12 protein-coding genes are annotated in these 11,168 nt (G+C 68.6%); 6 read left to right on the top strand and 6 right to left on the bottom strand.

All coding sequences use genetic code 11. The annotated features are described in order from the left end of the window. Positions 1-113 precede the first annotated feature (113 nt). Positions 114-1,685, bottom strand: a complete 1,572-nt coding sequence (locus tag Q1W26_RS14695; protein WP_300441698.1) for a c-type cytochrome — start codon at positions 1,683-1,685, stop codon at positions 114-116. Continuing rightward, a complete protein-coding gene (locus Q1W26_RS14690) occupies positions 1,682-2,302 on the bottom strand; it encodes an SCO family protein (RefSeq protein WP_300441695.1) in 621 nt (206 codons plus the stop codon). Before Q1W26_RS14690 ends, Q1W26_RS14695 begins: the two co-directional genes overlap by 4 nt. A gap of 215 nt (positions 2,303-2,517) precedes the next feature. Between Q1W26_RS14690 and Q1W26_RS14685 the strand changes: the two genes are divergently transcribed. From Q1W26_RS14685 to Q1W26_RS14660, 6 genes are all read left to right on the top strand, one after another. Then, the gene (locus Q1W26_RS14685; protein ID WP_300441693.1) at positions 2,518-3,066 is read left to right on the top strand and encodes a hypothetical protein; all 549 of its coding nucleotides are present in this window, start codon (positions 2,518-2,520) and stop codon (positions 3,064-3,066) included. A 74-nt stretch (positions 3,067-3,140) separates the two neighbouring features. Further along, entirely contained in the window at positions 3,141-3,779 is a 639-nt protein-coding gene (locus Q1W26_RS14680; RefSeq protein ID WP_300441690.1) for a paraquat-inducible protein A, read from the top strand. After that, on the top strand, positions 3,776-4,450 hold the full coding sequence (locus Q1W26_RS14675; protein WP_300441687.1) for a paraquat-inducible protein A: 675 nt from the start codon (positions 3,776-3,778) through the stop codon (positions 4,448-4,450). The genes Q1W26_RS14680 and Q1W26_RS14675 overlap by 4 nt, the downstream gene beginning before the upstream one ends. Next, positions 4,443-6,080 (top strand): MlaD family protein, encoded by a 1,638-nt coding sequence (locus Q1W26_RS14670; RefSeq protein ID WP_300441685.1) that lies wholly within the window; start codon positions 4,443-4,445, stop codon positions 6,078-6,080. Before Q1W26_RS14675 ends, Q1W26_RS14670 begins: the two co-directional genes overlap by 8 nt. Positions 6,081-6,114: 34 nt before the next feature. Continuing rightward, positions 6,115-6,651: a DUF3617 domain-containing protein gene (locus tag Q1W26_RS14665; RefSeq protein ID WP_300441682.1), complete on the top strand. Its 537-nt coding sequence runs from the start codon at positions 6,115-6,117 to the stop codon at positions 6,649-6,651. A gap of 8 nt (positions 6,652-6,659) precedes the next feature. Then, positions 6,660-7,256, top strand: a complete 597-nt coding sequence (locus Q1W26_RS14660; protein ID WP_300441679.1) for a PqiC family protein — start codon at positions 6,660-6,662, stop codon at positions 7,254-7,256. Between the two features lie 102 nt (positions 7,257-7,358). Here the strand turns inward: Q1W26_RS14660 and Q1W26_RS14655 are convergent, their stop codons facing one another. The 4 genes from Q1W26_RS14655 to Q1W26_RS14640 form a co-directional block, all read right to left on the bottom strand. Further along, on the bottom strand, positions 7,359-7,964 hold the full coding sequence (locus Q1W26_RS14655) for a PEP-CTERM sorting domain-containing protein (RefSeq protein ID WP_300441677.1): 606 nt from the start codon (positions 7,962-7,964) through the stop codon (positions 7,359-7,361). Positions 7,965-8,249: 285 nt separating this feature from the next. Next, on the bottom strand, positions 8,250-8,906 hold the full coding sequence (locus Q1W26_RS14650; RefSeq protein WP_300441675.1) for a Clp protease ClpP: 657 nt from the start codon (positions 8,904-8,906) through the stop codon (positions 8,250-8,252). A gap of 117 nt (positions 8,907-9,023) precedes the next feature. Then, positions 9,024-10,661 carry an MASE1 domain-containing protein gene (locus Q1W26_RS14645; protein WP_300441673.1) on the bottom strand — a complete coding sequence of 546 codons (1,638 nt, stop codon included), beginning with the start codon at positions 10,659-10,661 and terminating at the stop codon, positions 9,024-9,026. A gap of 204 nt (positions 10,662-10,865) precedes the next feature. Beyond that, positions 10,866-11,168 (bottom strand): cation:dicarboxylase symporter family transporter (locus Q1W26_RS14640; protein WP_300441670.1); only part of this gene is annotated, 303 nt, incomplete at its 5' end.

Raw genomic sequence — 11,168 nt, 5'->3', positions numbered from 1 at the left:
ACTGCCACATCCTGTCCCACGAGGACCACGAAATGATGCGTCGCTTCGTGGTGGTTTAAGCGCTTGGCGGGCAGGGCGGCGCTGTTCCTGCCGTCCCGCCCGAAGCGCAGGTGTCAGGGCACGATCCAGTCGCCGTCGGCCTCCAGCCGGCCGTTGGCGCCGACTTTCATCACGTAGGCGCCCTTCGAGCCGTAGCGCTGGCCCGGGCCCAGGGTGAAGCGCGGAAAGGACGTGCTCACCGCGCCGGCGTAGGCATCCTCGACCCGTTCCAGCAGCGCCTCCCGCGTGGGGGGCGAGGGCAGCGTGTACAGCGCCCGGGCGGTGACGGCGCAGGCCGACCAGGTGTTGCCCTGGACGCGTTCCGTATCGCGGGCGAGGCTCAGGCCGTGGCTGCTCATCCAGCCGCCCAGGTTGAAGACCAGGCGCGCCAGCCGGGGGGCGGCTTCATCGAAGGGATAAATAACCCGCAGATTGCTGCTTGAAAGGGCGCTGAGCGCCGTGGCGTCCGGCGCCCGGTCCAGCTCGGCCAGGGTGCCGGAAACAAGGATTTCCGCATCGACCGGCAGGGCTGGCTGGCGCGCGATGAAGCTGCGCAGGGCGGCCGGCGGCAGCCACAGGGCCAGCACGTCGCCCTCGGCCAGGGGCGGCAGCGGGCTGGCGGGGTCGATGTGAATCTGAGCGCTGTCCGGCAGGGCCGCGGCCAGCGCGGCGGCGCCGTGGCGGCCGATGTCGTCGGCCGCAAAAACCTGCACCAGCCGGCGCGGCAGGCGGGGCCGGCCTTCCAGATGGCGCGCCATCACCCGGCCTTCGAGGGCCACGCCGGGCCACAGGTAGATCGAGCTGGAGGGCGCCGGGCCGGCCGCGTCGGTGTTGGGAAACAGGCAGGGCAGGCCTTCGGCCTCGCAGAATTCATGCATCGGCGCCCAGTCGCGGGCGATCCCGGCAACCAGGGCGAAGGCCGGCTGGCGGCGCATGTGCGCGTCGAGCTGGGCCGGCCAGCTGGCGGGCGGGCCTTCGAGCTGCCAGGTGTGCAGTTGCCAGCTGCGCCGCCCCTTGCCGGGGCGGGGGCCGAGTTCGGCCACGCAGTGGCGCAGCACGTCGAGCATGGCGCGCTGCTGGCGCGGCTCGGTGTCGGGGGCGAGCACGGTGGCCAGGTGCAGGGTGGTGTCGTCCACGCCGGGGGCCGGCGTGGCAGCGAGGCTGCGCAGATAGGCGGTCAGGGCGTCCACTTCCCGGTCGCTCAGGGTGTAGCGGGGCATCAGCGCATCGAAGGGTGCGCCGCCGGCGCCGGTGCCGTCGCGCAGGGCGCGGGCGAGGCGGGGGGTGTCGTAGGCCGGGCGGATGCGAAAGGCGTGGTCCTCCAGCGTCATGCCGGCGGCCCGCCGGGGCTGGCGGCCAGTGGGCTGGCGGCCAGGCGCGAACAGCGTGGCGCCGGTGATTGGCGGCACGATGCTCACGCCCTCCACGGTGCCCATGCCGCTTGGCCGGTGGCACTGCACGCAGGCCAGATCGCGCCCGCGCAGTGCGCCGCCGCCGGGGCGCCAGCCTTCCAGCGGCGTGCCGTCGGCGCGCAGGCCGTCCCGGTAGAGGCGCCGGCCTTCGCCCAGCAGGGTGTCGCCGGCCAGGGCCGGCGCGGCAAGAAGCGCCGTGATGAGGCCGGCGAGGGCAGAAAGGCGCGGTTTCAAGGCTTTTGCACGGCGAGCATCGGGCCGAGTTCGGCCAGGATGCGGTCGGCCTGGGCCAGGCCATCCAGGCGCACCCACGGCTGGCCCGGTGCGCGGCGCAGGAAGGTGAGCGGCGTGTGCCCCATCTTGTCCGGGCGATAGGCGTTGAAGGCCTTTTGCACACTGGCGCTGGCTGCGCTGCTGCCGGTCAGGAAGATCCAGTTGTCGTCGGCGCCAAACTGGCGGGCGTAGTCCTTGAGCTGCCGGGGCGTGTCGTGTTCGGGGTCGATGGACACCGACACCATGTGCAGTCGCCGCCGCTCGGCGCCGAGCCTGTTCTGCACTTCGGCAAAAATCCGCGTCATGGGCGGGCAGATGGCCGTGCAGCTGGTGTAGATGAAGTTGAGCAGCACCGGCCGGCCGTCGTCGAGGCGCTGGGCAAGCGCCACGGCCGCGCCGTCCTGGTCGCGCAGCATCACCTTGGGCAGTGCGTAGGGGGCTTCGCTGCGGCTGACTGTCGAGGCGGCGGGCGCCGCGTGATGGTGATGATGGGCGTGTTCGTCGGCGCGCAGGCTGCCCGGAAGGGCAAGGACCGCGGCGAGGGCGAGGCTGGCGGAAAAGGCGGCTGGACGGGACATGATGCGTGCTCGGTAGGGACGGAGAAAGGCCGCGGAGACGGACGCCGGAGCGTATCGGCGCAGCGTCCGCGGCACACCGTGAACTGAACCACGATGTGGGCAGCCGTTCGGGCTAACTTTGGTTAAATGGGTTAACTCGCGTGAATTCGCCCCGGCGCGGGCCTCGGCCGGTGATACGGTGCGGGCATCTTCAATGCCCCGGTTGCAAGCAGGTCATGAGTCGTTTCGATTACAGGCGCGTGCTGCGTGCCGGAGTGGTGGCCGGTGCGCTGCTGGCGGTCGGGATATGGATCGTCGATGAGGAGGAGGCCCCCCGGGTGGCGTCGCCGCCGGTGGCGGAATTTGTCGCGTATGACGAGCGGCCGGCCTTGTCCAGCGTGCTTCAGCCGGGGGCGCTGCCGAGCCTGCAAGGGATTATTGCCGGCAGCGGCGGGGCGCCGGGCGTGGCGATCCTGGCGGCACTGGGCAGCGGCCCGAGCCTGGTGCCCGAGGGCGAGCTTTTCAACGAAGACCTCCGCGTCGAACGCGTGCAGCCCGACGGCGTGCTGCTGCGCCGACTGTCCGATAACGCGCCTGTCGTGCTGACCCTGGACCCGTCGGCCGAGAACGAACTGCCGACGCCGGCGGCGGGCCTGCAGCCGCCCGGCCCGGTCGAGGCGCCGCCGGCCGGCCGCGTTTCGGCCCCGGTCGATGCCTCGGGGCCACCGCCCGGACCCGGCCTGACCGGGCCGGCGCTGCCGGGGCCGGTTTCCGGCGGGGAGTAAGCCGGCGAGTCCTTGCGTCGGGCCGCCCTGCACCGCACAATTGGCCGTCATTTTTCGAGGCCGTGCCCATTTTCATGCTCGCTCCCGATGCGCACCCGAGCCTGCCCGCCGGGCTGATCGCCTGCCACGAGTGCGACCTGCTGCAGACCGAGCCGGTGCTCGCCCCCGGCGAAACCGCCCGTTGCGCCCGTTGCGGCGCCTTTCTGGCGCGTAACCCGCCGGACAGCGTGGATCGTTCGCTGGCCCTGAGCCTTGCCGCCGCGATTCTTTACCTGATTGCCAATATCTATCCGCTGGTCGGCCTCGAGATGCAGGGCCAGCGGGTGGAGGTGACGCTCGCCGGCGCCCTGCTGATCCTGTGGCGCGACGGCATGCAGCCGGTGGCGGCGCTGGTCGGCGTCACGACCCTGGTTTTTCCGCTGCTCGAGCTGGCGATGATTCTCGTCGTGCTGGTGCCGCTGCGCCTCGGGCGGGTTTCCCCGCGGCTGGCGCCGTTTTTCCGGCTGGTCCGCTCGGTCAAGCCGTGGGGCATGGTGGAGGTTTTCCTGCTCGGCATGCTGGTGTCGCTGGTCAAGCTTTCGCATCTGGCCGACGTCATCCTTGGTGCGGCCTTCTGGGCCATGGCGGCGCTGATCGTCGTGCTGACCCTCGCCGGGCGGGCCTTCGACAGTCGCCTGCTGTGGCAGACGCCCGTCATCGAGAATCGCCCGTGAGCCGCGAGCGGCCCTTTGTCGCCCGGCAGGCCCGCCAGGCCGGATTGCTCAACTGCCACATCTGCGGGCAGCTCTCGCAGGCGCCGGCCGGCGGCGGTTTCTTGCGCTGCCCGCGCTGCCGGGCGCCGCTGCACATGCGCAAGCCGGCCAGCCTCGCCACCACCTGGGCGCTGGTGATTGCCGCGGCCATCCTCTACATTCCGGCCAACCTGCTGCCGATGATGAGCACCGCCTCGCTGCTCGGCAGCCAGGAGGACACCATCATGAGCGGCGTGATCTTTCTGTGGCAGTCGGGCTCGTGGCCGCTGGCCGCGGTGGTGTTCTTTGCCAGCGTGATGGTGCCGCTGCTCAAGATATTCGCCCTCGTCTATCTTGCCGCCGCGGCCCAGCGCCGCTCGCGCCACCGGCTGATCCAGCGCACGCGGCTGTACCGCATGGTGGAATTCGTCGGCCGCTGGTCCATGCTCGACATCTACGTGATCACCATCCTCGTGGCGCTGGTGAAGTTCCAGGGGCTCGCCACCATCCAGGCCGGGCCGGCGGCCGTGGCCTTTGGCGCGGTCGTGGTGCTGACCATGTTTGCCGCCATGAGCTTCGACCCCCGCCTGATCTGGGATCCCGCCGCGGATTCCGCACCCTCCCTGCCTGATCCGGATTCCGACCATGCCTGAGCTCACCCCGCCCACCCTGCCCGCCGCTACCGTCGAAAAGCCGCGGCGCTTCCGCATTCCGCTGGTGTGGATCATTCCGCTGGTGGCGGCGCTGATCGGCGTCTTCCTGGCCGCCCGCACGTATTACGAACAAGGCCCGACGATCACCATCCAGTTCAAGACCGGCGAAGGCCTCGAACCCGGCAAGACCCGCATCAAGTACAAGGATGTGGACGTCGGCCAGATCGCCGCGGTGGCCCTGGCCGAGGACGGCTCCCACGTGGTGGCCACCGCCAGGCTGGCCCGTCAGGCAAGCCGCCTGCTGGTGGATGACACCCGCTTCTGGGTGGTCAGCGCCAAGGTGTCGGGCAGCTCGGTGTCGGGCCTCGGCACCCTGCTGTCGGGCGCCTATGTGGGCCTCGACGTGGGCAAGTCGGAAGACGCCCGGCGCAATTTCGTGGCTCTCGATACGGCGCCGGCCGTCACCTTCGATGCGCCGGGCCAGGTTTTCGTGCTGCAGGCCGACACCCTCGGTTCGATCAGCGCCGGCACCCCGATCTACTTCCGGCGCATCGAGGCCGGCCAGGTCACGGGTTTCCGGCTCGACGAAGAAGGCAAGCGCGTCGAGGTGCAGATTTTCGTCAAGGCGCCCTACGACCGCTTCGTGAGCGCCGACAGCCGCTTCTGGAACGCCGGCGGCGTGGATGTGAAGCTCGGCCCCGAAGGGGTGCAGGTCAATACCGAATCCCTCGCCTCCATCGTTGCCGGCGGCATCGCCTTCCTGACGCCAGACGGCGCCAGCAGCGAACCCGCCAAGCGCAACCAGGCCTTCCGCCTCTTCCCCAACCGCAGCGAGGCGCTCAAGCAGCCCCACAGCCAGGTGCTCAGCTACGTGCTGCGTTTTTCGGAATCGGTGCGCGGCCTGTCGGTGGGGGCGCCGGTGGATTTTCGCGGCATTCCGGTGGGCGAAGTCACCGCCATCAGGCCGGATTTCAGCCCCCGTGCCACCGATCTCGGGCTGATGGTCGAGGTCGCCATCTTCCCCGGCCGCCTGCAGACCCACTCGCAACCGGGCAAGACCACCTTTTTCGGCAAGGATGCCCACGCGGGCGATTTCCGCGCCTTCATCGACCAGCTCATCGCCAACGGCCTGCGCGCCCAGCTGCGCAGCGGCAGCCTCGTCACCGGGCAGATCTACGTCACCCTCGATTTCTTCCCCGCCGCCAAGCCGCTGAAGATCGACTGGAACCACTCCCCGCCACTCTTCCCGACTCAGCGCGGCAGCCTCGACGAGCTGCAGACCACGCTGATGCGCATCCTCGCCAAGCTCGACAAGCTGCCCCTCGACGAGATCGGCCAGGACACCAGGAAGGCCATCGCCAGCCTCGGCCGCACCATCGACGAAGCCGACCGCCTGGTCAAACGCCTCGACGGTCTGGCCAGCGGCGATGTGCGTGACACCGTTGTCGAAGCCCGCAGCGCCATCGCCGACGCTCGCAAGCTGCTCGCCAGCGATGCCCCGCTGCAGCAGGACATGCGCGCCAGCCTGCAGGAGCTGGGCCGCGCCGCCCAGGCCCTGCGCCACCTGGCCGACACCCTCGACCGTCACCCCGAAGCGCTGCTGCGCGGCAAGCCCGAGGAAAAACCATGACCCGCCCCGAATTCCCATCGAAAGGACACCGATCATGAACACCGCACGAACCCTTGGCGCCGGCCTCCTGCTGCTGTGCGCCAGCGCCGTCGGGCAGGCCGCCGACGTCCGGCCCGGACTGTGGGAATTCCGCTCGACGCGGATGAGCGTCGCCGGCATGCCCGACATGTCGGCGCAAATGGCCGAAATGCAAAAGCAGCTCAAGAACCTGCCGCCCGAAACCCAGCGCATGCTTCAGCAGCAGATGGCATCGCGGGGCGTGCAAATGGGTAAGGACGGCTCGATGCGCAGCTGCATCACCCCCGAACAGGCCAAACAGGACAACATCTATTCCGGCCGGACCGACGGCGGCTGCACCCTCGTCAGCGTCACCAAAACCGGCAACACCGTGCACGGACGCCTCAACTGCACCCAACCCCAGGGCACCGCGGATTTCGAAACCACCCTCGACGGCCCGGAACACTTCACCACGCGCGTCAAGATGCGCTCGGCGCAGGGCGACATGCAGGCGGACACCGACGCCCGCTGGCTCTCGGCCCAATGCGGCTCGCCCGCCCGCACCAAGCCGTGATGCCGCCCATGCGCCCCGTTCTGTACGCCGCCGTCCCGGCCGTCATCCTCGCCCTGGTTCTCACCGCCTGCGGCACCACGCCGCCGGTGCGGCATTACACCCTGGGTCCGCTCGCGCCTCTGGGCGCGGCGCCCGAGGCCGGCCCGGCCGGCATTGCCGGCGCCAGTCTGGTGGTGGGCCCGGTGAGCGTGCCGGCCGCCATCGACCGCCTGCATATCGTGCGCCTGCTTGATGGTGCCCGCGCCGACGTGGCCGACGGCCACCGTTGGGCCGCGCCGCTCAAGACCGAGATCGCCCGCCGCGTGGCTGGCGAACTGGCCCGCCGCACGCCCTACGCCCGCGCAGTCGCCTGGCCCCAGGCCAGCATCGCCGACCCCGACCTGAGCCTGCCCATCGACGTGCAACGCTTCGACGCCGAGGGCTTCGAGCGCGTCACGCTGGAAGCCGTGTGGAGCCTCCGCAAGGCCGGCCGGGATGTCGCCAGCCACCGTTTTGCCGCCACCGAAGCCCTCACCGAGCCCACCTGGGAAGCCCTCGCCGCCGCCCACGGTCGGCTGGTGGACGCGCTGGCGCGGGACGTGGCGACGGCGCTGAAGACGCGCTGAGCCCTTCCCGCTCTTCCTTGCAAAGGCTGGGCGGAATGGAAAACGGCCCGCCTTGCGGGCGGGCCGTTGCCGGGGATTTTCCCCCGAAGCCGGTGCGGCCGCTCAGGCCTTGCGGCGGCGCAGGCAGGCGAGGCCGGCGAAGCCCAGGCCCAGCAGAGCCATCGAGGCGGGTTCGGGAACGGCGTTGGTCCGGTCGAAAGTGATGTTGTCGACGATCTCGACGAGGTTCAGTGCGCCGCGGTTGGCGTTCGTATAGGTGAACACCGCGCTGTCAAACAGCTGGCCGGTGTAGCTGATCGTCTGGTTCATGATGTCGTCGTTGTTGGACGCCATCAGCACGTCGGCGATCATCGTGCTGGCCGAGAAGAGTTGCAGGTGGGCAAAGATGTCCTGACCTGTGTAACCCCTGTCGTCGTTGCCGAAGGCCAGGGACAGGCTGTTCATTTGCGTGGCAAAACCGATGCGCAGCGCGCTGGCGTCGTCGTTGCCGATCACGAGACTCTGGCCGATACCCTGACTGCCGTAGTTACCAACGGTCAGGTTGCTGCCGGAGGTGTCCGTGAAGGTCACGCCGGCCTGGCCAGGAACCGAGAAGCCGTTGGCCTTGGCGCCGGCAGCCACTGATTCGAAGTTGATGGTTGTCGGTGCGGCCTGGGCGGAAGCCATGGCGGACAGGGCGATAGCGGCGGCGATGAGCGTTTTGGTCATGGTGAAAGTCGATTTTGTCGATACAAGTTATCCTGACAGTCGAATAGCACAAATCGTGCCATGTGACATAATTAACGGTTAACAAAAGTAAAGTCAATAAAAATCAACGACATAAAAAATCGTGAATTTGTCACTGTAAGTATTTTCGACAAAATTAAGCGATTTTGTCGTTTTTGAGAGGACGCAGGAAGCGCCGGGCGGAGGGGTGTCGCAGGCGTGATGAACGTCCGCCGGCGTCGGGCGGCAGGGCGTGAGGCGGGGGAGCGTGTCAGCCCCGGCGGCGGGTCAGTCAGGGCCGGCTTTTGCCGGGGTCGATTTCTTCCGGGGCGTGGTGGCCTTCGCCGCCGCCTTGCGCGGGGTTCTGCCGGCCGGCTTGATACGCCCCAGCCGGCGCCGGATTTCGTCAGAGTCCATCCACAAATCGCTGCCTTGCAGGATGTGGGCGATGTCGCTGAGGCTGAGGAACGGCGTGCAGATGCGCGTGGTGACTTTTTCGAACCAGCTGCCCAGGGCGTGCACTTCGGCCATCTGCTCGCTGCCCTTGCCGGCAAAGCTGCTCGAATAGGTGTGGAACATCAGCTGGCAGTTGTCGTGGACGATCAGCTCGTCGCCGGACAGGAAGATGAAGGCGGCCATCGAGTAGGCCCGCGCTTCGAGCACGGTGATCACATGGGCCTCGGAGGCCAGCATGTTGTTGATGATCTGCAGCCCGGTGTTGAAATCGCCGCCCGGCGAATTGATGTGGATGTAGATCAGGTCGGTTTCGGCGGCGGTGCGCAGGGTGTAGAAAAGCTCGGTGTAGTACTGGGGATCCTGCAGTTCGCCGCACAGGTAGTACGAAACCTGGTGGATGGGCACGTGCCTTTCGTAGCGCACCAGCCCTTCGAAAGGCAACTCTTCTTCGACGGGCTGCTCGTCGCGGCCCCGGGGGCGTTGAAGCATGGCGATGTTCTCCGCGGACTGACACCCGATCAGTATGCAACCGCGCCGCCGGCGCTACAACGCCGGGCGCGGGCTTCTGTTCACCTGCAACCGACGCAAGGATTCGGTGACGGAGCCTCAGTTTTCGGCTTCGACGAAGACCGGCTGGACGGACGGTTGCGGCGGGGTGTCCAGGTCGCTGATCGGAAATTCGATCTTGAAGAGGCCGTGCTCGGCGGCTTCGCCCCACAGCCTGCCGCCGTGGGTGGCGACGATGGCGCGACTGATCTCGAGCCCGAGGCCGCGCCCCTTGGCCTTGGGGGCGACGCGGGGGTCGAAGAGGCTGCTGGCCTCTTCGGCGGTCAGGCCGGAGCCCGAATCCTCGATGCGCAGGCACACCCGTTCTTCGCCTTCCTTCCAGGCGGCGAGCCAGATCCGTCGTGGCTGGTGGGGGCTGGCGATGACCGAATCGAAGGCGTTGTTGATCAGGCTGCGCAGCACCACTTCCATTTGCAGGCGGTCGATGTGCAACTGGGCGTGGGGCATCGGAGCCACCCGCAGGCGCACGCCGGCCTGCTCGGCGCGGGGCAGACAGGAAACGACGACGGTTTCGACGAGATCGTCGAGGAACACCGCTTCGAGTTGCGGCTCGCCGGTGCGGAAATAGTCCTGGAGACGCCGTAGCACGTCGCTTGCCCGGCCGGATTCGCGCTGTACGCAGCGCAGCGCGGCCTGCAGCGGTTCGCCGGATTCGCCCCGTGCGAGAAGTTGCTCGCAGGCGCCGGCGTAGGCGTTGAGGGCGGTGAGTGGCTGGTAGAGCTCATTGGCGAGGGCGCCGGCCATTTCACCGGCGGCGGCCAGTCGCAGGCTGTGGCGCAGATCCTCGGCGGTGCGGCGCTGCTCGCTGACCGTTGCGCCGACGAAGAAGCCGACCACGGCCATCGCCATGGCCAGGATCTGCAGTTCGGCAACGGTGACCGCGTTGTAGTCCAGCGAGCGCATGGCAACGATGACCCCGACCTGCAGCACGGCGGCGCAGACGATGGCGCCGGCCATGCCCTGGCGGGCGGCGGCCCACACGATGGGCAGGAAGAGCAGGTAGAAGAGCTTGAAGCCGCCGTGGCCGCCGGTGCCGAAGGCCAGCCACAGGGTGGCCACGCCGAGCAGCAGGTAGGCGGCGCTTTCCCGTTTGGCGACCGAGCGCCACAGCCGCGCGCGCCCGCGTTCGCTGGAAAGCCACAACAGGAGCGGCATCATCACCGTGATGCCGACACCGTCGCCAACCCAGAAGCGCACCAGCCCCGTCCACCAGCCGGCTTGCGGCAGCAGGCCGACGATGAGCAGTGAACACAGGTAGGCGAGGCTGATCAGCAGGGTGCCGACGGCTACGTGGAGCAGCCAGACGACGAGGCTGCGCCGGTCGTCGAGCAGGGCGTCGCGCGGCAGGCGACGGGCCAGCATGGCGCCGAGCAGCGCGTAACCCGTGGTGAGCACAAGGGCCGGCACCACGCTGCTCCAGGGCGTGCCCAGCGGGCCGCGGGTGGAGATCTCGGCCAGCATGATCGCCACGGCCAGCGGCAACCAGGCCTGCCGTCCGATCTGGATCAGCAGGACCAGCCCGAGGGCCGGCGCCGGGTTCCAGGGCGTGATGTTGAGACCGTGCAGCGGGTGGATGAAGCTCGCTACGTCGAGCGCGACGTACAGGCCGATGAAGGCGATGAACAGGGGCAGGCGGCTCAGCCATGCGATGACTGCAGCCTTGGTGGTACGCATCATGCCGGATCGCTGTAGGGGTTCAGGGGCTGCTACAAAGTGTTAAATCCTTGCCATTGTGAACGCATCGGCCGAAACGGCCAACCCGCGAAGGGTTAAGGCACCCGGGTTGGGGTGTTTTTTATGCGGGATCGGGCCGGCATGGGCATGAAAAAAGCCGGCCTGATGCAGATCAGGCCGGCCGTGTGCCGCTCGGGTGGAGGGTTTTCAGCTGGTCGCGGCAGCCGGCCTGGGGGCGATCACGGCGTGATCGTCGTGCAGCTCGCCGGCCAGGGCCTGCTCCATCCTGTCCATGTCCAGCTCGTTTTCGGAGCGGGAGATCACTACCGTGGCCACCGCGTTGCCGATGATGTTGGTCAGCGCGCGGGCTTCGCTCATGAAGCGGTCGATGCCCAGGATCAGCGCCATGCCGGCGATGGGAATGCTCGGCACCACCGCCAGGGTCGAGGCCAGGGTGATGAAGCCGGCACCGGTGATGCCGCTGGCGCCCTTGGAGGTGAGCATGGCCAC

It is taken from the genome of Zoogloea sp. (assembly GCF_030157465.1).
Taxonomy (GTDB): domain Bacteria; phylum Pseudomonadota; class Gammaproteobacteria; order Burkholderiales; family Rhodocyclaceae; genus Zoogloea.
The sequence above is the reverse complement of the archived record's forward strand: the minus strand, read 5'-3'. Positions and strand labels throughout refer to the sequence as shown.

What these genes read in the sequence shown, in the direction of transcription:
- Q1W26_RS14670 (WP_300441685.1), top strand. Translation starts at nt 4,443, where the DNA reads ATGCCTGAGCTCACCCCGCCCACCCTGCCCGCCGCTACCGTCGAAAAG.
- Q1W26_RS14650 (WP_300441675.1), bottom strand. Translation starts at nt 8,906, where the DNA reads ATGCTTCAACGCCCCCGGGGCCGCGACGAGCAGCCCGTCGAAGAAGAG.
- Q1W26_RS14660 (WP_300441679.1), top strand. Translation starts at nt 6,660, where the DNA reads ATGCGCCCCGTTCTGTACGCCGCCGTCCCGGCCGTCATCCTCGCCCTG.
- Q1W26_RS14655 (WP_300441677.1), bottom strand. Translation starts at nt 7,964, where the DNA reads ATGACCAAAACGCTCATCGCCGCCGCTATCGCCCTGTCCGCCATGGCT.
- Q1W26_RS14645 (WP_300441673.1), bottom strand. Translation starts at nt 10,661, where the DNA reads ATGATGCGTACCACCAAGGCTGCAGTCATCGCATGGCTGAGCCGCCTG.
- Q1W26_RS14690 (WP_300441695.1), bottom strand. Translation starts at nt 2,302, where the DNA reads ATGTCCCGTCCAGCCGCCTTTTCCGCCAGCCTCGCCCTCGCCGCGGTC.
- Q1W26_RS14665 (WP_300441682.1), top strand. Translation starts at nt 6,115, where the DNA reads ATGAACACCGCACGAACCCTTGGCGCCGGCCTCCTGCTGCTGTGCGCC.
- Q1W26_RS14685 (WP_300441693.1), top strand. Translation starts at nt 2,518, where the DNA reads ATGAGTCGTTTCGATTACAGGCGCGTGCTGCGTGCCGGAGTGGTGGCC.
- Q1W26_RS14680 (WP_300441690.1), top strand. Translation starts at nt 3,141, where the DNA reads ATGCTCGCTCCCGATGCGCACCCGAGCCTGCCCGCCGGGCTGATCGCC.